Genomic DNA, 24,340 nt, shown 5'->3' on the forward strand with positions numbered 1-24,340 from the left:
ATCCTTATGCTAAAGACATGATGGCATCGCCAGCACTGACGGAGTCGCCCTCAGAGACGAGAAGCTCCGCAACTTGGCCACTGTGTGTTGCACGCACCTCGGTTTCCATTTTCATGGCTTCCATAATGAGCACCACATCGCCTTCTTGCACTTCATCTCCCGCGCGCACCATAAGCTTAAAGATGTTGCCGGCAAGTGGTGCATTCAAAGTTTCACTGGAGCTCACAGAGGTTGATTGCGGAATAAGCTCACTGTCTTTGACTTGTACTTCTTGTAACTCACCACCTGGCGCAACCACCACATCGTATACTTTGCCATCAACTTTTACACTATAACGCTCAGGTGCCGATGAACTTACTTTTGCTGGAGCTGCTGCGGATTTTTGTTCTTTGCTTTCAACGAGAGTCGGTTTTGGCTCAAACGCATCTGGGTTATTGCGATTTTTCAGGAACTTGAGGCCAATCTGGGGGAATAACGCATAGGTAAGCACATCATCAATGACATCATTTGCCAATATAATTTGATCATCTTTTGCCGTCGCGACTAGCTCGCTTTGTAAACTATCCAGCTCAGGTTCAATTAAGTCGGCAGGACGGCAGGTAATAGGCTCTGCGCCCTCAAGTACACGTTGTTGCAATGCTTGGTCAACTTGTGCCGGTGTCGCTCCATATTCACCTTTCAGCACGCCAGCCGTTTCTTTGGTTATAGACTTGTAACGCTCACCGGTAAGTACGTTTAGTACCGCTTGCGTCCCGACTATCTGTGAGGTTGGCGTTACGAGCGGCAAGTAGCCAAGCTCTTTACGAACACTTGGAATTTCTTTTAGTACTGCGTCAAGCTTGTCACCTGCACCTTGCTCTCGCAGTTGGTTTTCCATGTTTGTTAACATACCACCTGGCACTTGTGCAGATAGAATACGACCATCGACTCCTTTTAAGCTGCCCTCAAAAGCTGCGTATTTCTTTCTCACTTCACGGAAATAGGCAGCTACCTCTTCAAGCTCAAGTAAGTCAAGCCCAGTATCGCGTTCTGTGCCTTCCACAATCGCCGCGATAGTTTCTGTTGCACTATGACCATAGGTCATACTCATCGAAGAAATCGCCGTATCGAGCATATCGATACCCGCATCTATGGCTTTTTGATAAGTTGCTGTGCTGAGCCCTGTGGTTGCATGGCACTGCATTGCGATAGGAATAGAGACGGACGCTTTAAGCCCAGAGATTAATTTTTCAGCATCATAGGGTTTCAGTAACCCAGCCATGTCCTTGATACAAATGGAATGACAGCCTAAGTCTTCAAGCTGCTTTGCTTGCGTGAGCCACATTTCCAGCGTATGAACTGGGCTTACGGTATACGAAATCGTCCCCTGCGCATGCGCGCCTACTTTGATGGCCGCTTTAATAGCCGTTTCTAAGTTGCGCACGTCGTTCATTGCATCGAATATTCTAAATACATCTACCCCGTTATGGTGGGCACGTTCAACAAACTTTTCGACAACATCATCAGCATAATGACGATAGCCCAATAAATTCTGGCCACGTAGTAGCATTTGCTGTTTGGTTTTCGGCATCGCAGCTTTCAGTGCACGGATCCGCTCCCATGGATCTTCGCCTAAATAGCGAATACATGAGTCGAAGGTTGCTCCCCCCCATGATTCAACAGACCAATAACCCATATTATCGAGCTTCTCGGCGATAGGAAGCATATCTTCCAGACGCATTCTGGTGGCGAGTAATGACTGATGCGCATCGCGCAGCACTAATTCGGTTAGCTTTAACTGTGACATGCAAAACCCCTATTAATTGTTTTTTCTGTAGGCTGCAACGGCAGCGCTAATGGCTGCAATATGTGCCTGCGGCACACCCTGTGACGATGTTGCTCTGGTTGTTTTTGATCTTGTGGTACTCGGCTCCACTTCTTTAAATTGAGCAGCAAAGTTGGCCAACAGTCGCATCGCAAAAATCAAAATGGACAGAAAAACAAAAACACCAACCATACCGGTCAGCATGAGATTTCCTGCTTGCAATAGCTGCGCTCCAATATCCATTTTTACCCCTTACTTGCTGTTTGGTTTTCCTATTCGATGTTAACGAACTGGTATAAACCTTCACTTTTTGTAGATATTTATTCACCTTATAACAAAAAATGTTCCCCTGTAAAGCCTGTTGTAAATTGGTATTACCAAAACACTTAACTTACAAACAATCAGTAAGTTAGCTAGGAAAGCACTAATAAATATGGAAAATTAACGTAATAAATATGAAAAATATTCAAAATAGCGCCAACTAATACTGAGATTTTAATGAATATAGAATGGATTTTTGATTACGCAAGATAAATTGTAAATTGGACTGACCACAGATTGACGTTTACGTAAACGCCACCCTGTGTGACACGTATTTCGCTGGATATAGTAAAAGGGAGCTGCAAACAATTTATTCGCGTTACAGCTTTTTCAATATAGATGGGTATAATAAGGGGAAATTTTTGCCACAACGAACGTCTATGCCCTCCCTTGAACAAAATGAAAATTTATCTTTTCAAAGCCAATTTAAGTTAGATAAAGCCTATTATCGAGAGTGTTTTGAAGAATCTGAAGCCAATGGGCTTGCTGTTAAACCAAAATATGGCTTGCTTGTACTGCTAATTGCACTAGGGCTGTTTGCTATTTACGGTTTGCAGGAGCACTACGTCGGGAACTTTCTTATTCTATTGGCTGTGGTTGAATGCGTTGCTTTCTACTACCGCAAAGCTTGGTGGGTGATAAGACAGTCGTATTCTCGCGCTGCCGGCAATATCGTCGAGGTTTCAATCTCTAAAGCGGGTATTAGCACCAAAGCGACACATGCCGAATTTTCTTACCCGTTTGACGACTTAGATAAACTCGTTGAAACGAACAGAGGTTTTTTGGTGTTTCACCAAAACAAACCGAGCTATATCAGCAAATCTGGACTTAACGAAGAAGCGATTGCTTTTTTGTCTGATCAAAGCCAGAAATAAGAAACCCCGCAGTGGCGGGGTTTTTTATGCCAGTTAAACCGTGTTAACTAACATCGTAATTCAGTATTTGGTCAATTACATATTGCCCGGGCTAGATTTCTCAGCCTGAATTCGCATGTAAATTTCTTCACGGTGAACTGAAACATCTTTAGGCGCATTTACACCAATACGTACTTGGTTACCTTTAACACCTAGTACTGTTACAGTCACTTCATCACCAATCATCAGGGTTTCACCTACTCGGCGAGTTAGTATTAGCATTCTCTTGCTCCTGTTATTCCAAAATTTAAAAGATTCCGCGTCAAATCCATTTTAAATAAAAGTTCCTAGAAAAGTAAGCAAAAACTTCTTTTACTCAGTACTTTCCAATTCGAATTTGGCATGTAAAGCCCGTACAGCTAGCTCTAAATATTTTTCTTCTACTAGTGCCGAGATTTTTATCTCTGATGTAGATACTAATAGAGTGTGAATATTTTCTTCGGCCAATGCCATAAAAAAGAGACCAGCAACACCTGAATGAGATTTCATCCCGATGCCAACCGCTGAGATTTTTGCCACGTTAGCATTAACCTCTACCGTTGCGCCACCTAAATTTTGTGCATGTTGCGCTAAAACTTCTTCCGCCAGAATACAATCATTTGTGTGCACAGTAAAAGCATAGTCTATTTTTTTCTCACTGTGGTTCAAATGGTTAATCATATCGACTTCAATATTATGCTCACCAAGAAGAGAAAGTATATTGGCAAGATTACTAGGTTTTGCATCTACATTCCTAACTAAGATAAGCGCTTCGTCTTTAACACTCGCTACCCCAGAGACCACTTTAGTGTTTTTCATCTTACCTTCCTCATAGCTAATTAAGGTGCCGTTATCAGGAGAAAACGAAGAAAGTACACGCAGCGGTACATTATATCGACCAGCCGCTTCAACCGAACGGATCTGCAAGACTTTAGCGCCAACACTTGCCAGCTCCAACATCTCAGGAAAAGTAATATGTGATAGACGCCTTGCATTTGGTTCTATTCGCGGATCGGTAGTGTAAACACCGTCGACATCAGTATATATCTGACATTCGTCTGCTTGCAAAGCCCCGGCGATTTCAACTGCTGAGGTATCTGTACCACCGCGCCCCAGCGTGGTGATGTTACCTTCCCCATCACGCCCTTGAAATCCGGCAATAATGGTTATCCGATTATGCTCAAGCTCTTGCTTTAAGCGGGTCGTGTCTATTTCTGTGATCCGCGCTTTAGAGAACATGTTATCGGTTTTAATACCAACCTGATCAGCAAGCAAGCTCACGGCAGAATGCCCACGCTTAATGATGGCCATCGCCAATAACGCGATAGAAACTTGTTCGCCTGTGGTGATCAACACATCTAGCTCACGAGAACTTGGACGTGCATCAATTTGTTGGGCAAGGGAAATAAGACGGTTCGTCTCGCCTGACATTGCAGACAACACGACCACCACTTGGTGGCCTTGTTGTTGTGTTTTGATAACGTGTTCGGCAACCGCCTCAATACGCTCTACTGAACCTACCGAGGTGCCACCAAACTTTTGTACAATCAGCGCCACTTGCTGATTACTGCGTTACTTCATTTAACCAAGTTGGAACACTGTTTAGTGCTGCGTCTAGGTTTTCTGGTTGTGAACCACCAGCTTGCGCCATATCAGGACGACCGCCGCCTTTACCACCGACTTGAGAAGCCATGTGATTAACTAGCTCACCTGCTTTTACCTGACCGACTAAGTCTTTCGTTACGCCAGCGATTAGGCTTACTTTATCGCCATTTGCTACACCTAGCGCAATGACACCTGAGCCTATCTTGTTCTTCAGATCATCGACCATGCCACGCAGTGCTTTAGACTCAGTTCCTGCAACGTTTGCAACGAGTAATTTAATCCCATTCACTTCGGTTACAGAGTCAAGTAGCGTTGCACCCGCAGCACTTGCTAGTTTGTCATTTAGTTGAGCAACTTGCTTTTCAAGGCCCTTTGACTTTTCAAGTAGCGCAGATACTTTTTCTAGCACTGATGAGGTATCACCCTTAACCAAAGCCGCTATTTCAGAAAGCACTTGCTCTTGCTCATTAACATAAGCGATGGCATCCGCACCTGTTACCGCTTCGATACGACGAACACCAGCTGCGATACCGCCTTCTGATACAATCTTGAATAGACCAATATCACCTGCGCGTTTCACGTGTGTGCCACCACAAAGCTCAATTGAGTATCCACCGATTGAAACGACTCGAACTTCATCATCGTATTTTTCACCAAAGAGCGCCATCGCACCTTTGTCTTTGGCAGCATCGATATCCATCAACTCGGTTTGCAAAGCAAAGTTACGGCGGATCTCTGCGTTCACTGCATCTTCTACTTGCTGCAGCTGTGCTTTAGTGACGCCTTCAAAATGCGAGAAGTCAAAACGCAAACGATCTGGCAGTACCAATGAACCTTTTTGAGTAACATGATCACCCAACAAATCGCGCAGTGCTTTGTGTACTAAGTGCGTTGCAGTATGGTTTTTCTTCACTCGCTCGCGACGCTCAGCATCAATACGCGCATCGGCTTTATCATTAACACCAATGCGGCCAACCACATGGCCATGGTGTGCAAATGCATTACCTAGCTTTTGCGTGTCAGTAACCACAAACTCGCCGTTAGCCACTTTTAACACACCCGTATCACCAACTTGGCCGCCTGACTCAGCGTAGAAAGGCGTACGGTCAAGGATAACTACGCCTTGTTCACCATCTTCTAAAGTATTGGTGTGTTGACCTTCTTTAAAGATTTCAACCACAGTGCCGGTATAGTGCTCAGCGTCATAGCCTTTAAAGTCAGTGCTTTTATCAGACTTCAAGCGCTCATTGTAATCTGCACCAAACTTGCCAGCCGCTTGCGCTTTTTTACGCTGCTCTTCCATGCATGCTTGGAAGCCGCGCTCGTCGATCGTCATAAAACGCTCACGCGCCACATCCGCTGTTAAGTCCGCAGGGAAACCGTAAGTGTCATAAAGCTTGAACACCAAATCGCCTGGAATAACGTCACCTTCAATGCCAGCTAGACTTTCTTCTAGAATAGTTAAACCACGGTCTAGGGTTTTACCAAACTGATCCTCTTCAATACGCAATACTTTTTCGATAATTGCTTGTTGCTTAACCAGTTCAGGGTAAGCTTCACCCATTTGCTCAGCGAGTGCAGCAACTAACTTATAGAAAAATGCCCCTTTTGCACCGAGTTTATTACCGTGACGCACTGCACGACGAATGATACGACGTAGCACGTAACCACGACCTTCATTCGATGGCATAACGCCGTCAGCAATAAGGAACGCACACGAACGAATGTGGTCAGCAACCACACGTAGTGATTTATCCTCTAAATCTTGAGCATCTGTTACTTTTGCAGCTGCTTTAATCAGCGCTTGGAACAGGTCAATCTCATAGTTTGAGTGCACACCTTGCATAATTGCGGAGATACGTTCAAGACCCATGCCAGTATCAACCGACTGCATTGGCAGCGGTTCCATTGTGCCGTCTGCATGACGGTTGTACTGCATGAATACTAAGTTCCAGATCTCAATGAAGCGATCACCGTCTTCTTCTGGTGAGCCCGGAGGTCCACCCCAAATGTGCTCGCCGTGGTCATAAAAGATTTCAGAGCAAGGACCACAAGGACCTGTGTCGCCCATTGACCAAAAGTTATCCGCCGTCGCAATACGGATGATCCTGTCTTCAGGAACACCAACTTGTTTTGACCAGATATCAAATGCTTCGTCGTCTTCATGGTAAACCGTGACTAGTAGCTTTTCTTTTGGCAGCTTGATCACATCCGTAAGGAAGCCCCAAGCAAATTTAATTGCGTCAGTTTTAAAATAGTCACCGAAGCTAAAGTTACCTAGCATTTCGAAGAAAGTATGGTGCCTTGCGGTATAACCTACGTTTTCAAGGTCATTATGTTTACCACCAGCACGAACACAACGCTGTGAACTGGTTGCTCGCGTATAAGGGCGTTTTTCCGCACCCAAGAAGGCATCTTTAAACTGCACCATACCAGCGTTGGTGAACAGTAAGGTGGCATCATTACCCGGAATTAACGAGCTTGAAGGCACCACTTGGTGCTGTTGTTTAGCAAAGAAATCTAAGAAGCTTTGCCTGATTTTTGCGGTAGTCATATGCTGCATGTGATCATTCACCCTTTATTTCTTCTTGCTCTGCTGCAGTCATTGCAGCTTCAATTGCAAAATCTATTTCATCAAAACTAAAGCCACGATAACTCATGTAACGTACGCGCTTAGTTTTTTCTTTATATTCTATCGGTTGTGCGCAAAGACCGTACTTTTTTTCATAGGTTTTTGCGGCTTGCATGTACCAATCAATTTCACGCTCAGCGATTAGTGTATGCAATGTCTCTCGGCTCACACCCTTTTGCCCTGCATCCATTAATACACGCTTTTCTCCAAGTCCTTTTGCAATCTGGCGGTTTAAAAAGCTCTCTGCATAGCGGTCGTCATTAACGTAATCGAGCGACTTAAGCCAGGACACTAATTGCTCTGCGACTGCCGCTGTAGCCCCTTTTTGCAGTAGCTTTTGCGTCAATCCTGACTCAGAGTACTCTTGTCTCGACAATAACCAAACCGCATAGTTTTTTAGCTTTTTAACTTCTTGTTCATCCATCAGGCGTCAAAGCGTCCTGAGTCAGACTGAGAGATGTTAGCATTTTCATCATTTTCCTTCTTTTCAACGATAATTGGCATAAACATCGCCTGAAAAGAAACAAAAAAGCCAATCATGGCGACCGGCATGATAATAATCGCCGGGATCATCGACAGCGGTATAGACGCGACGATAAGCGCTGCGACGACTAAGCCGTATATACTCAGCGCAGCCATATTATGATAAAAAGCGGCAAGCGAGCACTTCATCGCGTGAAAAATGCGTTTTTCACCTTGGAAAAAGACCTGTGGCACAACAAAAGCAAAGGCCATCATAATGACCGATTGTGCAATCACAAATAGAGCGACTTCGGCAAAACTAATATTGCTCGCAATAAGCCCGATAAGTTCATTCGGTTCGGTGTTTGGGCCAACACTCTCGAGCGCAGTCGCCACATCACTAAATAGCACACCGGCAACCATAGTCAGCAACAGTGCACCTGCCATTTGATAAATACCAACTCGGAACAAGTGTAATCGGCGACCTTTTGCTGCAAAAGGCTCAAAAATGTCAGCCAACTTTATCGGTTTATTGATCTGTTTATTGATAACTGCAAGGTAGAAACCAGCGCTTAAGAAAGGACCAGACAAGGCAGCGATAATATGAAAAATAGGTGCGAACAGGGGTAATAAGCTTACTACCGCCATGAAAATGTACATCAGCATGAAAGTCAAAGGCTGGGTTTTGAAAATTGCCCACCCGGCTTTTAGCCACTGCACGCCCATGCTTGCTTTGAATGTTCTAATTGGTGTCGACATAGTCCACTTAATTTAAGCTATAACGTCTTTGATTATACTGATTACCGCGTCGAGTGAAAAGGCATGAAAGGCGGATTTGTCAGCGCTTTTTAGCATATTTTAAACAAATACTGGCGGTAGACGTAACCTACTTGGACATCTTAAGTTTGAAGGGATTGGAATGAGAATAGAATGTTTGATATGACAAGCCAACCGAAGCACTTATCTAGTCGGCTTGTTATGATAAGTATGTACGCTTCGACTAATCAGCTTTTGATATCTTTTTGATATCCAGCATGTGGGCACCGTGTTGGATCTTCGTTTTTAGATACTGTTCATTACCAGAAACCCCAGCCTTAACATGCGCCTGAGTGCCAACTACCTCATCGACGGTAATACCTGCATTTCTCAACGCCTTTAGCTTTCTTGGGTTGTTCGTCATTAACTTAACGTGGTTTAATCCGAGCGCTTGAAGCATCAACACAGCATCAGAGAAATCTCTTAAGTCATCTTCAAAGCCGAGGTGGTTGTTTGCCTCGTAGGTGTTCATCCCTTGCGATTGCAATACATAAGCATCGATTTTATTGTACAGGCCAATGCCACGACCTTCTTGGCGCAAATATAACAAAATGCCGCCTTGCTTATGCATCGCCTCGATACATTCATTTAACTGTTCGCCACAATCACAACGAGAAGAATGAAAGACATCGCCGGTTAAGCACTCAGAGTGCATACGAATTAGGGGAATTTGCTGCTGACTGTCTGCGCTATTAAATACCAGCGCAACATGTTCTTGGCCATCTTTTAGCCCTGAAAAAGAAACTATTTCTGCAGGGATATTACTATGCTGCCCTACATTCAGCCCGACTCTCGCTCTTACTTCTGCCACGTCTTAATCATGCCTAATGTGATAATATAACAATATGCTACCATAAATGGGATATGGTGTCTCTAAGTTCATTATACAAGGGCAAGGCGGACATCGCATTGGTAAATGTCAAAATTCGGACTAGGCTATATAAAAAGGAAAACGAAAACGTATATACCTCATGCGCTTGGTTTTTATTTGTTTACTGTTTTTAACTACATTCAGCTACGGCTCTGACATCGATTTCAGCGGCTTTGCTACGCTTAAAGCGGTTAAAACAGACTCCCGTACAGCTAAAATCAGAGAGTCCATCTCACAGCCAAATGGTGTGACCAAAGATGAACTCGACTTTTCATTTTCTTCCCTAGGATTACAAGCCGAGTGGCATGCAAGTGATAATCTAGAGCTCGTGGGGCAGCTACTTTTGAAAGAGCAGCATGATAACCAAATTAACAATGCAATAAAGCTTGCTTTTTTACGCTATAATTTAAATTCAAACTGGCAATTCCGTGCGGGTCGTACTGGTTTAGACTTATTCCTAATGACCGAGTATCGAGATATCGGTTATTCGATGGATATGGAACACCCTCCTGTCGAGTTTTATTCTATTATTCCTCATCAGAACTTGGATGGCGTAGACCTTCAGTATCGCGTGCCTCTAGAACAAGGTATCGCAAGTATCAAAGCTTATTGGGGACGATCCGAAGCACCAATCTATAGCGATATCGACTTTTATTGGAATGTAGAGCTCAAGTCTATAGTTGGTGTAGTGGCTCAATACGAAACGTTAAACTGGCTGTTTAGAGCTAACTACACAACGACCAAATCCGCCAATGAGCATGAACAGCAAAGGTTGTTACGCGATGCTTTAGCACAAGTTCCATTGCAAATTTGGCCGACCAAAAACGAACTAATTGATTCTTTATACATTATTGACGAGCGCTTCACCTACAGTGCGCTCAGCATGAGATACGATGACTCAGACTGGCTAATACAAAGTGAAATATCGTTAACAGACTCAACCTCTAACATCCTCAACCATCTCAAGGCGGGTTATGTTACCCTAGGCAAGCGATTTGGCTTAAGCACAGTCTCTTTTACCTATTCTGTCGCTGAATCAGATAATGAGACAGTGATTGAATCCGGTCCGTTGACTCCATCACCAGAATTATTATATCTCTATGAAGAAGCCTCAACATACTCAGGTTTTTATCAACTGGATCAGCGCAGCACCTCCTTAACATGGCGGCGCGAACTCAGCCCAACACTCGCATTGAAGCTTAACTGGAAACGTACTTCTACAAATCACCTACCCAGTGCTTTCTACCTTCACAATATAGAGCAATTTAGTGACCCAGACCTTTCGTTTAACACCTTGACGCTTAGCTTTAATTGGGTGTTCTGATGAATAGGTTACTTATTAGTGTTTTCTTCCTGATTTCTTACCCTATTTCAGCAACCGCCGATATTGCCGTCATCGTTAACAAAGAAAATCCCATCGAGTCGATATCACAGCGCCAACTCATCGACATGTACATGGGAAAATATGTTGCCTTTCCTAACGGCGATATGGCCGTGACTTATGACTACGAAAAATCGCACCCTTTAAGAGGCCCTTTTTTTCTGGCACTGACTGGACGCAATGAAAGCCAAATCAACGCCTATTGGTCGAGAATAAAATTCAGTGGTAAAGTTTCTCCACCACAGTCATTTTCCTCACCATCGACTATACTTGAAAATATTAGAAATACGCCAAATGCAATCGGCTATGTCCCGGCAGACTTTGTGACAGGTGATGTAAAGGTAATTTATCAAATCGATGACTAAATATGGGCTGATCGTGCGACTTGCACTCGTGCTTGTTGTCTCGACTTTTATTTTTTCAATGCTTTACGCTAAGTTATATCACGATCATATTTTTGAGCGTGAACTTCGGCGCTCTAATACTATTATCGGGCAAATTGGCCAAACCGTTTCGTCTTCTTCCTCTATTGCGACTTATCTCAATGACAAAGACCTTGCTGTGGAAGTCATTAATGGCCTCGTCAGTAACGACGTTATCTCTTCTGCCGCAATCAAAAGTGAAGAAAAGTGGCTCGCTCAAAGCGTAGGATTTAAGTCGCAAAATGCCACCATTATTAAACTTAATCATCCGTTTTTATTGAGTGAAATCGTTGGTGAGATCTATATTCAACCAAATTCCGTTTTTATCGAGCAAAGTGCTAGAGATATCGCTCGTTCAAGCGTTCAAACTTTGTTGGTTGTCATCATTCCAATCCTAGTCATCTTCACTGTTGTTACGCATTTCATAGTGACAAAGCCCCTGAGTAACTTAAGTAGTCAAATTGCTAGGGTTATTCCTGGATCTCCTTTGGATTTAGTCGTGCCTAAGGGACATGAATCAAGTGAAATCGGTGATATTGCGAGCAATACCAATCAACTTATCGCTAAAACCGCTTACATGTTCGAGCAAGAGCGCCAACTTAGAGCTGATATCGAAATCCTTGAGAAGCGCTTTAGACTCATGTTTGAGCGCTCATCTTCTCCCACCCTACTGGTAAAAGACAAAGGTGAAGTGATCTTAGCTAATGATGCCGCTTGTGATTTGCTGGCAGGCATGGCAATTGACCTTGATGAATATTTTCCCGAGAGTTTTGGTCGCTACTGCAAAACTCCCGATATTCTCTACACCTTTACGGAGCATACCTTGGAGCTTAACCAGCCAACTCAATCAGAGTTTGAGTTTATTAACCCTATGACCGAACAACCTGTTTGGCTAAGTGTCATCATGCTGAGAGTAGAAAGTAGCGGACAATTCTATTTACAGGTGTTTTTATCAGATATCACGCTGAGAAAAACCGTGTTTCAAGAACTCAATAAAAAGGCTAACCGCGATAAGCTAACAGGCCTCTACAATCGCCATGGTACTGAGATCAAGGTCAACGAGTGGTTAGATAACGAAACTCCGTTTAGCTTATTTATTATTGATTTAGATGAATTTAAACCAATCAATGATATTTATGGCCATAACGCCGGTGACGCTATGTTAAAACATATCGCCACTCAAATTAGTACTCAGGTTAGAGAGCAAGATGTGGTTTGTCGTTGGGGAGGTGATGAGTTTTTAATTGCCTTGCACTGTGCCAAAAATGAAAAGTTGCAGCGCATCGCTGAAAACCTGCTAGAGTCGATAAACACCGAGATGATTTGGCAAACGCCAGAAGGGAAATCACTTCCACTGCGAGTTGGCGCGAGCATAGGTATTGCAAGCTACCCAAGAGACGCGGTTGAGCTAAGCCAATTAATCGAATGTGCCGATGTCGCCATGTACACGGTTAAAAAAGACAAGAAAAACGCCTTTCAATTTTACTCTTTAAGCGCTTAGTTATATCTCTCGAGTTAGTGTGTACCTATGCACGACAGTCCACCAGCACACCTAATCCTCTTTTATCTACTGAAAGTGGCTGATCTGCTGCATTGCCTCTTGAATATATTCAAAGTTTGGCTTTTGCTCAGATGGCTTGTTAGTTTCATCGAGCGTCTCATAAGTTCCCATGGGCGAGACTTCTACAATTTGCTGCTTACTCACAATCGCATATTTGTTGTAGCTACTGAGTAACAGCCAATTTCTCTCTTTAACTGGTCCGGTTAAGTTATAACCAGTACTATAATCTTCAGGCGTGTTTTTAACCCCTAAGTACTCATTCATCAACGTCGGAGCCAGATCTAAGTGACTGGTTACCACATTTGAGGCTTGCCAATGCTGCCACTTTTCACTTTTTGGTCCAACAACAATAAATGGCACCTTTATCTGCGGCTCAGTAAAATTACTATTATGTCCCCAGTAATTAAGCTTGTTGTCATTAAGCTCTTCACCATGATCTGACGTGATAATCACCAGTGTATTTTCTATATCAAGCTGCGCTAATACCGATGCAGCAAGACTATCTACAAAATGTGTACTGGTAAGATAACGATTTAAAATTGGTTCTCTATCATAATCGTTGTCCAATAACATATGGTTAATGGGACCGTGCATTGGCTCAAACCCGGCATGGTAACCCTCAGGAACTGCGTAGCCATGGATTGCATCATAAAAGAGAAAACTGAAAGACGGCTGGTTTGGATCTTTATTAGCATACCATTTAGCCCAGTTTTTGGTGATCTGCTCATCCCTAGCTAAAACGTCATCACCTTCAGTATGTGTTTTCAAGCCTATAATGTTGGCAAAGACTGTTTCATTGAACTCAGGGCGAACAAGCTGAGCAGAAGAAAATATTCCAAATTGGTAGTCCAACTCCCGCATTCTGTCCATCAATAACGGTGTAATACGATTGTTGTAAATGTCCTGCCAAGCAGTGCCAGGCAAGCCATAAAATAACCCGGTTATCCCTGTACGTGTAGAATTTCCAGTAGAGAAGTGTTGATTAAAGACCACTCCCTGTTGCGAGAATCGCCAAATATTGGGAGTAACTTGTGCTGTAAAGGCATCATACCGCCATGAATCCAGTACCACAAAAACAATATCAAGAGGCTTCTTAACTGGCTCTACTTCAATAGGTTGTAAAGGATAGTTAAATTGTCCTTGTGTTAAAGACATGGATTTCTGCTGCGCCAATGCAGCTTCATCTAGCAAATCATATCTACGCAAAAAGGAGTTTGCTGTTGCGGGTTTGTAGAGGGGTAAGTACTTACTGAAACCTGTGATCGGTTGATATACCGTCGCACTTGCCCAAGCATGAATAGTATTGCTCGCCAACAGCGCAATAATGGTTACGCTGGTAAACTTTCGACCAAAGCGCAGCTGCATTACGGCTCGGGGCTTACTTAACCACGTTGACAGGTAAAACTGGAAAACAAATATCATAACAAAAATGGCTATCGCTTGAGCCCACGCAATTGGCGAGAACTCAATAACTTGGCCTGCAAGCAGCATATCGACAATAACACCGTTAATATGAAACTTGTATAGCTCAAAGCACAAGCTATTTGCAATAAGTGCTACGAAAAACAATGCATAAAATAAAGCAAAGCATACGGATCTCACTTTATTTGACTGTAACCATACTAAAGGCATAGCGACAATACTCACTAACGCTGTGAGTAAAGCCATATGGCTCCACGTTGATACGGAAACGTAAAATAATGTCAGTCCTTGATAATCGGCTGGGTTGGTATTTACAACGTTTATGGTAATCAAGATTGAGCAAAGAGAATTGATAAGAACCAACCAGCCGAACTGGTGAAATCGATGACGCAATAGCACAGTTCAAATTGTTCCTTTAATAGAAAATTTGACTGTTATATTACCGTTCTGACATATTAGTGTCACATTAAAAATTGTGAAAAAGTTTAACGCCGAAACAAGCCGCTTTGTTAGTACTGTTTCAATATCGTTTCTTTATAGTTTTCTGCTTTTATTTCAACTTGATACTTGCTAGCCAGTGAATCCAGCTCTGCTTGCCACATCGCCAAATCATCCATCGTTATGGTATTGTCATCCAATTGCCATAGCTGACGAGATCCCGCATAGCTATACTGAATCGCCGTCATCGCGTCCACATCCCCCTGCTGCGCAGCCTGTTTTAACTTCGCCATTTTACGGGTGATTTTGTTCAATGATTGTTTTAAGTCCCACACATAACTTACTTCGGTCATAAAGGGATGCGCTTTATGCTTTTTGAGCACGAGCCCAATGACGATGCAGGTCACTACTACACCGGTTAAATTCCAATGAAAATGGCTACCATCTACATCAGGAAATAATTGGATCAATAACTGAGCAATCCCTAAACTACCGATGGTTAGCGCCACAACGCAAGCAATAATAACTTGATTTAAATGTTTGCGATAACGCGCCTTGTTGATCTCAACTAACTTCATAACAACCTATGATCACGAAAAATTAAATAATGTACTCAGCTTCTCGTGCATTGTAATCCAAGGCCTGTGGCCAAACCAAGATACATATCAAAAAAATCTAAAAACTTTCACCCCGTTTCAGTTACCCAAACGTTCTATTTACGAAAACAACATAACGGGGATAAAATCATGACGACATTAGCCACTCTTCAACAGCCTAATTCAGCAATTCCAAAACTCGCACTATCGCTTGTTGGCGCAGTTATTGTTACTTTTGCCACCTTTGGCTTTATGCAAAACTTGGTTTCTCAAGAACTCACTCGCCCCATTGTCGACATAGAAGTATTTGATCTTACTATTGCAACGGATAGAGAGGACTCTCCAGTCGAAGAAAAAAGGGTAATGCCAGAACCACCAAAACCAATAACGGCCCCGACTAGACCTACTGAAAATATCGTTGATACAGGAGATAATCTACAAATTAGTAGCGAGACACCTAACTTAGATTTAGGTAAGTTTACTAACACAATGACGCTGCAATTCTCCAGCGATGGGCAAGCGACTCCGCTTGTTAGAAGCAACCCTAACTATCCGCCCGCGGCTGCTAGAGATGGAGTGGAAGGCTGGGTAGAAATGGAATTTGCCATTTCTCCACAAGGCGAAGTGATTAATGTTAAAGTGACGAATGCGGAACCTAAAAGAGTATTTGATCAGGCTGCTGTCAGAGCACTAAGAAAATGGAAATATAGACCACTTATTGTTGATGGAAAGCCGCAGCCGCAATACGCTCAGCGCGTTGTATTAGAGTTTACATTAGAACAGTAACAGCCATTGATATGTAATCAATTTGAGTCGCTGAGTCACGAAGTAAACTTCTTAATTTAGCTTATTGATATTAGGGTCTGTTGACCCTTGAGACTTAGGATTGCCTATGCTGAGTAGCTTGAAAATGTGGCGTGCTCGCGCCACCAGCAACGTAGAAGATCCGCTTTATGAATATGCGACAACGGGTAAAGTAAAACACCTAGAGCAAGTCATTGAGCGCTATCAAAGTGATTTATTTCACTTTCTAAAAACACAAACACAGGCGGCGTCGGCAGAAGATATATGTCAAAAAACATGGCTAAAAGTCATCGAAAAGAAAAGCTTTTACCGACAGCAGGGTCACCCCAAAGCTTACTTGTTTCACATTGCACGTAACCTGCTAATCGATTCAATCAGGGCGTCAGGTAAACTCTCTGAGTTGACAGATAGTAAAGTAGGTATGACCAACTCCAATGAGTTTACAAAAACCTCGGAGAAACAGTGGCTATACCAGCAAATTGCTGCACTTCCTTTATTACAAAAAGAGGCGCTAAGCTTACAGTTAGAGGGGTTCAGCTTAGCTGAAATAGCGCAAATTGTAGGGGCCACACAAGAGACTGTAAAAACTCGAATTAGATACGCAAAAGAGACACTAAAGTCTCAAGTGGGTGAAAATCATGAGTAATTTAGACAAATTTGACGCCAAGTTAAAAGCGGCTTACCAAGCTAACAAGCAGAACAAACCGTTAACTTTGGCTGCTCGCATCAAGGTGCGACTAGTTAGCTTTGCCCATCATTTTTTGGGTCGTATAGAAACTTGGCAGTGGAGCGCGGTTACTTGCTCACTCGCTTTACTTTTCACCTTATGGTATCAAAATCAACATGTTGATATTGATAAAGAATATAACTCAAGTGCTCATTTAGTCAGTTATGGAGATTTTCAACACATCGAAACGCATGAGCTACAGCAAGGCCAGTATCTTGCCCGTATAGGTGAACAGAAAAAAGTGCTGGACGCTAGATTTGAGGCTGCGAAACAACAAGTTCAAAAACAGCGTTACGGTCGACTCGTTGCGATTAACGATGATGCTTGGTTAATTGAAGAGTGTAATACCCATACTCTCATAGAGTTAAAACAAAGCCTACTTAGCGTGATGCCACAGCCAAAAACTAGTGTTATCAATTTTAATACGCCAGTTATGCTAGCACTGTCGACCGCCAACAACGGACAAATTATTGCTATTGAAAGTACGGGGCAAAACCAAGTTTTGGCTTGCCCCTAACTGGCGCTTACTCTTAAATCATAATAAGGCTGGCAATAAAGAAGCAGATAATTGCTAATACCCCACCCACCAATGCATAAGGTAACTGGGTTTTAACATGAGTCAGTAAGTCACATCCAGATGCCAGTGCCGATACCGCGCTGGTATCAGAGATAGGCGAGCAGTGATCACCAAATATTCCGCCACTTAAGATAGCGCCAAGCACAAGCGATGGTGGCAGGCCTAGCGCTTGAATAAGTGGCACACCAATCGGTATTAATATGGCGAAGGTGCCCCATGATGTACCTGTTGTAAATGACATGATTGCACCAGTTATAAAGAGTACAGGCACTATCAAGTAAATAGGCAGATAGTCACCAACTAAAGACGCAACAAAAGTCCCTGTTCCCAACTCTTTTAGACTTGCACCTAAAGTTAAAGAGAGTAACACAATGCTTACCAATGGCAGCAGCTCCCCCATTCCCTTAAAGCCAACATCCATTAGCTCGTGATGACTAAATCTCTTACCAGTTAAAAGCAGCAGGTACGCAACGGTTGAAGCTAAAATTGTGGCATAAAGTACTGACTTAGAGCCGCTACCATTTGCCAATACACCATTGCCTGTCCAAAACATAAATCCAATCATACTTACAATCAGCGTTAACAAAGGGATCAGCATATAACGCGATTTGGTGGCACTTGGCCCACTACTTATTTCAGCTGTATGGTGCTTTAACTCTTGCTCTGCGGCCCTCATCGGTCCATGAACTTTATCAAAAACTATCGTATAGAGAACAATTAACAGTGCAATAATCGCATAAAAATTGAACGCAACACTACCCCATAAAATACTCACTGCCGACTGCTCAAGTTCGTAGTTACTCAGCAATCCAAGCACATAAGCGCCCCAGCCATTAAGTAAAATCAAAATACATACAGGAGCGCTAGTGCTATCGATGATATAAGCCAAACGAGCCCGACTCATTTTGAACTTATCAAATAGTCCCCTCGCAACAATACCAGAGGTTAGTACACTCATATTTGATTCGATGAACACTGCCGCGCCAGTAAACATGGTTAGTAAGCCAACCTGACGTTTACTTTTAGCGACGCCTCGATTAAGCAGCATATTCACCGTTGCAGCAACTCCGCCTGACTCTCTGATGTAGGCGAGCAATGCACCGATCACTATACTAAAAATCAAGATCCGGCTGTTACCTGCCGATGTCGCAACCTCAATAACACGTTCAATACTGCCTACGAATGTGCCGGCAACTAGTGACTGCTGACCATGTAGAGCCAATAAAAATTCGGAAGAAACTAGCGCTAAAATCAATGCGATAATCACTTCTTTACGCCAAAACACGACTGCAATTGCAATCAAAGGTGGCAAAATCGAGTACCAAGCCATATAGTTTAATCTATAAATTCAAAACACTTAGCTTAAGTTAAGCGGTTTAAAACACCAAGTCTTTGCGACTAAATTAAATTTAAGTCAACATTTAACCCCAATACTGGTACAATGAGTGTGTTTTGTGCAATTATATTCCTTTTTGATCTATCGTAACGTTCCAATTGAACCTATAATATGGACAGATTAATTTAGTTCGGATTGAGTATCGCATGTCTACATTTGTCAAAATAAAAGCACTTCGTCCATCACTATCAAATAGTGAAGCAAAGCTTGCTGACTTTACCTTGAGCTCGGGCGATAAAATCCGTGCGCTTTCCTCCGTTGAGCTGGCACGCGAAGCCGGTGTCAGCCAATCTAGCGTCGTAAAATTTGCCCAAAAGCTGGGTTATAAAGGATTTCCAGCATTTAAACTTGCCGTTGTTGATGCGCTCAACGAGCAAACAGATACCAGCGCACCAATTGATGAGTTAATTTCCAGTAATGACTCCATCGAGTTAATCGCAGATAAATTACAACTAAAACAGCAAAATGTTATTTCCGAAACTCGAAAACTTAACTCAGCAAAACAGTTTGAGAACGCAATTCAGTTGGTGAAGAACGCACGAAAAGTCATTGTGTGTGCACTAGGTAGTACCTTCACTATGGCCCAAGATTTAACTTGGAAACTCCAAAAGCTTGGTATTCCGGCAATTGCTCAGGTTGATGAAATCAGCGCCTCTAGCTTTATTGCAACGATGGGGAAAGACGATCTTTTTATTGTGATCAGCAATACGGGATCCAGCAAAAGCTTGCTAACCTTGACTAATCAAGCATTGGATAATGGCTGTAAATGTCTCGCCATTTCACGTTATGGTAGCCACTCACTCGCGGAAATGGCAGATGCGATACTGTATTGCATCAATGAAGGGGAGCCACTTAAGCATTCAGGCATGCTGTCTCGTACTTCTCAAGCCTACCTTATTGATGTTTTATTCACGGCACTTGCACAATCAAACCTGCATTGGCAAAAACGCGTGGATAAGGCCAATGAAAACATGCAAGTATTGCGTAGCGAGTAAGACTTAAGCCACTCACGGCAGACTCGTGCTGCCGTTTATCTCTAGCAAAAACCCGTTACGGCCTTGGGTATAATAAATACTTTTTCCGCTGCTCTAAAAAATTTTGTACATCCTGCTGCCACAGTTTTCTCAACTCTGATGCCGATTGGCCAGACTCTATGGCTTTGCGGATTTTGTCCGTGCCTGCAAGCTTATCGAGAAAATCGGGGGACTGAAAAAACGCTTTATTCTCGTGCTTGAACTGTGCGTGTGCAGCAACAAACCAAGTTAGATCAAAACCTCGTACATTGCTGTTTCTTAAGTCCTGACCAAACGCAGTCACACCATTTAATTTAGGATTGGAAGCCGCACCTAGCACTGGTCGAGGAGTGAACTGAAACTCACCCAATTTAGGATCTGGGTAGCCAAAAACTTGAAATGGAAAATCCGTTCCACGACCAACAGAAATAGGTGTCGCTTCAAAAAAGCACAATGATGGATACAAGTAGATTGCTTGTTGGTTTGGCAGGTTAGGACTTGGTGGTATCGGCAATCGATATTCAGTGCTACCACTATAATTTCGCATTGGAAATACACGTAACTGTAGCGCTTTAAGCGAGGTTAACCACCCCTCTCCTTTAATCATAGTTGCCAGTTCGCCAACGGTCATGCCATGCAATACGGGAATGGGATGCATACCAACAAAAGATTGAAATGGTTTTTCTAATAATGGGCCATCAACATATGCAATATTTGGATTAGGCCTATCAAAAACCCAAAATTCAATATTTGCATCGGCTGCGGCTTCCATCGCGAGGTGCATAGTGCTGATGTAAGTATAAAAGCGCAACCCCACATCTTGAATATCAAAAATAAGCACATCAGTATCTTTGAGCTGCTCAGGCTTTGGCTTTTTATTACTGCCATAAAGCGAAATGATTGGTAGCCCAGTTTTCACATCTTTTGCGTCATCTACTTTAGCACCCGCATCATAATTACCACGAAAACCGTGTTCCGGTGCGAAGACCTTTTTAACATCCACTTCTTTATTAAGTAAGTAATCAACTAGGTGTTGGTCTTCAATGCGGGATGTTTGGTTTACGATTAATCCGACGCGCTTACCTTTTAACACAGGTAAATACTCATCTGCGCGCTCAACGCCTAAGGTAAGCGCTTCAACGGTTAAAGGAACACAACAAAAAACAAGCAATAAAAAAATTCTGAGTGATTGAAACATATAACGCTTTCTCTAAATAAATACGCGATTAGGGTATCAGTCAGAAAAAAAATGAAAAGTGTTTAGGGAGTTTTATCATGCAGTAGTGAATCTCTGAGCGTCGTCGTATTCAACTTCCGTAACAGATCGCAGGGTAAACCTGCTCCTACATGAGATATTTAGGCACAAAAAAACCGACTTTCGTCGGCTTGTTTATCTCTTTATTTAACCACTTGAGGAAAAGTGGCGGATGCAGGACGTGTGTTGTGGAGAGTGAACCTCCAACTCCCTGTTTCCTACCTTTATTATTTAACCACTTAAGGAAAAGTGCTGGACGCAGGACATATATTGTGGAGAGTGAACCTCCAACTGCCTGTTTCCTACCTTTATTATTTAACCACTTAAGGAAAAGTGGCGGACGCAGGAGGATTCGAACCTCCGACCGCCTGGTTCGTAGCCAGGTACTCTATCCAGCTGAGCTATGCGTCCGTTATGAATGTATAGTTTTCCAACTTTCTTTATATTTAACCACTTAAAGAAAAGTGCTGGACGCAGGACATATATTGTGGAGAGTGAACCTCCAACTGCCTGTTTCCTACCTTTATTATTTAACCACTTAAGGAAAAGTGGCGGACGCAGGAGGATTCGAACCTCCGACCGCCTGGTTCGTAGCCAGGTACTCTATCCAGCTGAGCTATGCGTCCGTTATGAATGTATAGTTTTCCAACTTCCTTTATATTTAACCACCTAAAGAAAAGTGCCGGACGCAGGACGTATTTTGTGAAGGTGAACCTCCGACTTCCTGTTTCCTACCTTTATTATTTAACCACTTAAGGAGAAGTGGCGGACGCAGGAGGATTCGAACCTCCGACCGCCTGGTTCGTAGCCAGGTACTCTATCCAGCTGAGCTATGCGTCCGTTATGAATGTATAGTTTTCCAACTTTCTTTATATTTAACCACTTAAAGAAAAGTGCTGGACGCAGGACATATATTGTGGAGAGTGAACCTCCAACTGCCTGTTTCCTACCTTTATTATTTAACCACTTGAGGAAAAGTGGCGGACGCAGGACGTATTTTGTGAAGGTGAACCTCAAACTGCCTGTTTCCTACCTTTATTATTTAACCACTTGAGGAAAAGTGGCGGACGCAGGAGGATTCGAACCTCCGACCGCCTGGTTCGTAGCCAGGTACTCTATCCAGCTGAGCTATGCGTCCGTACAAGACAACCATTAAAAAATGGCGGAGAGGGAGGGATTCGAACCCTCGATAGGGCTACAAACCCTATACTCCCTTAGCAGGGGAGCGCCTTCGGCCACTCGGCCACCTCTCCGTCTTGTGGGGCGTATAATATAGGTTAGAAAAAATATGTCAAATACTTTTCTTGTAAAAAAGCACTGAATGGTGATAGATTGTGCAGTCTGCTTAGTTACTCGGCACTAACGCCAATTTTTACTCATTTTGTAGGGGGTTAGGATCGCTGTAGGTATTTCTTAATGCACGCTGTTGACGCAAAACTTCGTCCAAAAATACTTCTTGATAACCAAGCTGCTGAAACTCAGCGATACAAGCCCGATAATATAAAATTCTCGCTTGCTCGTGCTCATCGACATTTTCAAACTCATTATTGCTCATCTTATTGGATTCCCTATTCGTTATTTTTAACGCAGCATTAGAACTTGAAAAAGACTAGTTAGGAAATTGGGATAATCTAGTTTCAAAAGAGAAACAACTTTTATTATTAATAGGAGTTGGCAATAACTACATAATACGACTAAGTATTCAAAAATACTGTGAGATTTATCTTACAAAAATAACAGAAAAGCGCCATAAGGCGCTTTTCTAGATGTACTTTCAGATTACGTGAAAATACTTACTGTTCAGCTTGCACTTCAGGACGCATGTGTGGGAACAAGATAACGTCTTTAATAGTCGGTGAGTCTGTGAATAACATCACAAGGCGATCGATACCAATCCCCTCACCTGCTGTTGGTGGTAAACCATGTTCTAGCGCACGAATATAATCCGCATCGTAGTGCATTGCTTCATCGTCACCTGCATCTTTTTCTTCCACTTGGCGAGCAAAGCGCGCAGCTTGGTCTTCAGCGTCATTAAGCTCAGAGAAACCATTTGCAAGCTCACGGCCACCCACGAAGAACTCGAAGCGGTCGGTGATAAATGGATTTTCATCGTTACGACGCGCCAGCGGAGACACTTCCCAAGGATATTCAGTGATGAATGTCGGTTGGATAAGTCTGTGTTCAGCGACTTCTTCGAAGATTTCACATAGGAACTTACCTGGGCCCCATACACAGTTTTCAGGGATCTTAACGTGGACTTTCTTAGCGTATGCTTTTAGTGCTTCAAAGTGGTTTTCTGGATCTTTAAAGATTTCAGCTTGTGCTTCAGCATCTGGGCCATATTGTAAAATAGCATCAGCCATAGACAAACGCTGGAACGCACTGCCAAAGTCATACTCAATCGTCTCTGTCACTTCGCCTTCAGCATTTTTCACAGTATTAACAACTGTAGTAGTGCCTAACACATCTTGTGCCACGGTGCGTAACATGTCTTCGGTCAAGTTCATCAAATCATTGTAATCCGCGTATGCTTGATAGAACTCAATCATAGTGAATTCTGGATTATGACGCGTAGATAGACCTTCGTTACGGAAGTTACGGTTGATTTCAAATACACGCTCAAAACCACCAACCACTAGACGCTTAAGATATAGCTCAGGCGCGATACGTAGATACATATCAATATCTAGTGCATTGTGATGCGTTACAAATGGACGTGCAGACGCACCACCAGGAATAACCTGTAGCATCGGCGTTTCCACTTCCATAAAGTCACGCTCAGCTAAGAAACGGCGAATACCTTCAATCACTTTTGAACGAATACGGAATGTTTCGCGCGTGTCCATGTTAGTGATCAAATCAACATAACGCTGACGGTATTTTGCTTCTTGGTCAGTCAGACCGTGGAACTTTTCAGGTAGCGGACGTAGCGACTTAGTAAGTAGTTCATACTCAACCATGTCGACGTAAAGATCACCCTTACCAGATTTATGAAGCGGACCTTTAACACCAACGATATCGCCGATATCTAATTGACCATACTTCTCTTTTAGGTCTTTTTGTACGTCTTTTGAAGCATAAGCCTGAATACGACCTTTCATGTCTTGCAACACTAAGAAAGGACCACGTTTCGCAAGCAGACGACCCGCAACAGAAACATGATGATCAAGTTCTACTAGCTCTTCCTTCGATTTATCACCAAACTTAGCTTGTAGATCTTGTGTGTAGTCTTCGCGGCGGAATGAGTTCGGGTGGCCATTCGCAGGGCAATTTTCCCGGATCGCATCTAGCTTGCCACGACGCTCAGCAATAAGTTTATTTTCGTCTTGATTGTGATCTGTCAT

At 43.0% G+C, this 24,340-nt stretch carries 22 protein-coding genes and 5 tRNA genes; 8 read left to right on the plus strand and 19 right to left on the minus strand.

The genetic code is table 11. The features are described 5' to 3' along the window. Positions 1-4: 4 nt before the first annotated feature. Together oadA and JJQ94_RS18880 are read right to left on the minus strand one after the other, a co-directional pair. Positions 5-1,786, minus strand: a complete 1,782-nt coding sequence (gene oadA / locus JJQ94_RS18875) for a sodium-extruding oxaloacetate decarboxylase subunit alpha (RefSeq protein ID WP_099031813.1) — start codon at positions 1,784-1,786, stop codon at positions 5-7. A 12-nt stretch (positions 1,787-1,798) separates the two neighbouring features. Next, positions 1,799-2,047, minus strand: a complete 249-nt coding sequence (locus JJQ94_RS18880) for an OadG family protein (RefSeq protein ID WP_010606212.1) — start codon at positions 2,045-2,047, stop codon at positions 1,799-1,801. Between the two features lie 440 nt (positions 2,048-2,487). On the opposite strand from JJQ94_RS18880, the gene JJQ94_RS18885 reads away from it, so the two are divergent. After that, positions 2,488-3,000 carry a YcxB family protein gene (locus JJQ94_RS18885; protein ID WP_236596519.1) on the plus strand — a complete coding sequence of 171 codons (513 nt, stop codon included), beginning with the start codon at positions 2,488-2,490 and terminating at the stop codon, positions 2,998-3,000. 75 nt (positions 3,001-3,075) lie between these two features. Here JJQ94_RS18885 and csrA read toward each other — a convergent pair whose 3' ends face one another. The 6 genes from csrA to JJQ94_RS18915 form a co-directional block, all read right to left on the minus strand. Next, positions 3,076-3,261 (minus strand): carbon storage regulator CsrA, encoded by a 186-nt coding sequence (csrA, locus tag JJQ94_RS18890; RefSeq protein WP_010375935.1) that lies wholly within the window; start codon positions 3,259-3,261, stop codon positions 3,076-3,078. A gap of 90 nt (positions 3,262-3,351) precedes the next feature. Continuing rightward, positions 3,352-4,575, minus strand: a complete 1,224-nt coding sequence (locus tag JJQ94_RS18895; RefSeq protein WP_099031815.1) for an aspartate kinase — start codon at positions 4,573-4,575, stop codon at positions 3,352-3,354. A 7-nt stretch (positions 4,576-4,582) separates the two neighbouring features. Next, positions 4,583-7,186 (minus strand): alanine--tRNA ligase, encoded by a 2,604-nt coding sequence (alaS, locus tag JJQ94_RS18900; RefSeq protein WP_099031828.1) that lies wholly within the window; start codon positions 7,184-7,186, stop codon positions 4,583-4,585. Between the two features lie 4 nt (positions 7,187-7,190). Then, entirely contained in the window at positions 7,191-7,679 is a 489-nt protein-coding gene (locus tag JJQ94_RS18905) for a regulatory protein RecX (protein ID WP_010375943.1), read from the minus strand. Continuing rightward, positions 7,679-8,476: a BPSS1780 family membrane protein gene (locus JJQ94_RS18910; protein WP_099031816.1), complete on the minus strand. Its 798-nt coding sequence runs from the start codon at positions 8,474-8,476 to the stop codon at positions 7,679-7,681. The genes JJQ94_RS18905 and JJQ94_RS18910 overlap by 1 nt, the downstream gene beginning before the upstream one ends. A gap of 241 nt (positions 8,477-8,717) precedes the next feature. Further along, positions 8,718-9,344, minus strand: a complete 627-nt coding sequence (locus tag JJQ94_RS18915; protein WP_010606207.1) for a GTP cyclohydrolase II — start codon at positions 9,342-9,344, stop codon at positions 8,718-8,720. Positions 9,345-9,504: 160 nt separating this feature from the next. On the opposite strand from JJQ94_RS18915, the gene JJQ94_RS18920 reads away from it, so the two are divergent. From JJQ94_RS18920 to JJQ94_RS18930, 3 genes are read left to right on the plus strand one after another with little or no spacing between them, the layout of a single operon-like run. Then, positions 9,505-10,728 (plus strand): hypothetical protein, encoded by a 1,224-nt coding sequence (locus JJQ94_RS18920; RefSeq protein ID WP_099031817.1) that lies wholly within the window; start codon positions 9,505-9,507, stop codon positions 10,726-10,728. Then, positions 10,728-11,150 (plus strand): hypothetical protein, encoded by a 423-nt coding sequence (locus JJQ94_RS18925; protein ID WP_099031818.1) that lies wholly within the window; start codon positions 10,728-10,730, stop codon positions 11,148-11,150. The genes JJQ94_RS18920 and JJQ94_RS18925 overlap by 1 nt, the downstream gene beginning before the upstream one ends. Beyond that, positions 11,143-12,708: a sensor domain-containing diguanylate cyclase gene (locus JJQ94_RS18930; protein WP_099031819.1), complete on the plus strand. Its 1,566-nt coding sequence runs from the start codon at positions 11,143-11,145 to the stop codon at positions 12,706-12,708. The genes JJQ94_RS18925 and JJQ94_RS18930 overlap by 8 nt, the downstream gene beginning before the upstream one ends. Before the next feature lie 66 nt (positions 12,709-12,774). Here JJQ94_RS18930 and JJQ94_RS18935 read toward each other — a convergent pair whose 3' ends face one another. Then, positions 12,775-14,589, minus strand: coding sequence for a DUF3413 domain-containing protein (locus tag JJQ94_RS18935; protein WP_236596520.1), 1,815 nt, complete (start codon positions 14,587-14,589; stop codon positions 12,775-12,777). A gap of 110 nt (positions 14,590-14,699) precedes the next feature. Further along, on the minus strand, positions 14,700-15,206 hold the full coding sequence (locus tag JJQ94_RS18940) for a DUF3087 domain-containing protein (RefSeq protein WP_099031821.1): 507 nt from the start codon (positions 15,204-15,206) through the stop codon (positions 14,700-14,702). A gap of 168 nt (positions 15,207-15,374) precedes the next feature. On the opposite strand from JJQ94_RS18940, the gene JJQ94_RS18945 reads away from it, so the two are divergent. The 3 genes from JJQ94_RS18945 (at position 15,375) to JJQ94_RS18955 (ending at position 17,272) form a co-directional block, all read left to right on the plus strand. Then, on the plus strand, positions 15,375-16,010 hold the full coding sequence (locus JJQ94_RS18945) for an energy transducer TonB (protein ID WP_099031822.1): 636 nt from the start codon (positions 15,375-15,377) through the stop codon (positions 16,008-16,010). Between the two features lie 106 nt (positions 16,011-16,116). Beyond that, complete coding sequence (locus JJQ94_RS18950; protein ID WP_099031823.1) at positions 16,117-16,674, plus strand: RNA polymerase sigma factor; 558 nt, start codon at positions 16,117-16,119, stop codon at positions 16,672-16,674. Further along, positions 16,667-17,272 carry a hypothetical protein gene (locus tag JJQ94_RS18955; RefSeq protein WP_099031824.1) on the plus strand — a complete coding sequence of 202 codons (606 nt, stop codon included), beginning with the start codon at positions 16,667-16,669 and terminating at the stop codon, positions 17,270-17,272. Before JJQ94_RS18950 ends, JJQ94_RS18955 begins: the two co-directional genes overlap by 8 nt. 13 nt (positions 17,273-17,285) lie before the next feature. Here JJQ94_RS18955 and JJQ94_RS18960 read toward each other — a convergent pair whose 3' ends face one another. Continuing rightward, the gene (locus JJQ94_RS18960) at positions 17,286-18,662 is read right to left on the minus strand and encodes a Na+/H+ antiporter NhaC family protein (protein ID WP_099031825.1); all 1,377 of its coding nucleotides are present in this window, start codon (positions 18,660-18,662) and stop codon (positions 17,286-17,288) included. Positions 18,663-18,874: 212 nt separating this feature from the next. Here JJQ94_RS18960 and JJQ94_RS18965 point away from each other — a divergent pair, with 212 nt between their 5' ends. Beyond that, positions 18,875-19,723 (plus strand): MurR/RpiR family transcriptional regulator, encoded by an 849-nt coding sequence (locus tag JJQ94_RS18965; RefSeq protein ID WP_099031826.1) that lies wholly within the window; start codon positions 18,875-18,877, stop codon positions 19,721-19,723. A 55-nt stretch (positions 19,724-19,778) separates the two neighbouring features. Here JJQ94_RS18965 and JJQ94_RS18970 read toward each other — a convergent pair whose 3' ends face one another. From JJQ94_RS18970 to lysS, 8 genes are all read right to left on the minus strand, one after another. Further along, positions 19,779-20,939, minus strand: coding sequence for an exo-beta-N-acetylmuramidase NamZ family protein (locus JJQ94_RS18970; RefSeq protein ID WP_099031827.1), 1,161 nt, complete (start codon positions 20,937-20,939; stop codon positions 19,779-19,781). A 391-nt stretch (positions 20,940-21,330) separates the two neighbouring features. Continuing rightward, positions 21,331-21,407: transfer RNA gene (locus tag JJQ94_RS18975), tRNA-Arg, on the minus strand. Positions 21,408-21,545: 138 nt separating this feature from the next. After that, positions 21,546-21,622 (minus strand) — tRNA-Arg (locus JJQ94_RS18980). Between the two features lie 137 nt (positions 21,623-21,759). Then, positions 21,760-21,836, minus strand: a tRNA-Arg gene (locus tag JJQ94_RS18985). Positions 21,837-22,057: 221 nt separating this feature from the next. Next, positions 22,058-22,134 (minus strand) — tRNA-Arg (locus JJQ94_RS18990). 22 nt (positions 22,135-22,156) lie between these two features. Further along, a tRNA-Ser gene (locus JJQ94_RS18995) sits at positions 22,157-22,249 on the minus strand. Positions 22,250-22,368: 119 nt separating this feature from the next. Further along, positions 22,369-22,551, minus strand: a complete 183-nt coding sequence (locus JJQ94_RS19000) for a hypothetical protein (protein WP_099030200.1) — start codon at positions 22,549-22,551, stop codon at positions 22,369-22,371. Between the two features lie 238 nt (positions 22,552-22,789). Next, complete coding sequence (lysS, locus tag JJQ94_RS19005) at positions 22,790-24,340, minus strand: lysine--tRNA ligase (protein WP_099030199.1); 1,551 nt, start codon at positions 24,338-24,340, stop codon at positions 22,790-22,792.

The organism is Pseudoalteromonas sp. GCY (assembly GCF_016695175.1).
Lineage (GTDB): Bacteria > Pseudomonadota > Gammaproteobacteria > Enterobacterales > Alteromonadaceae > Pseudoalteromonas.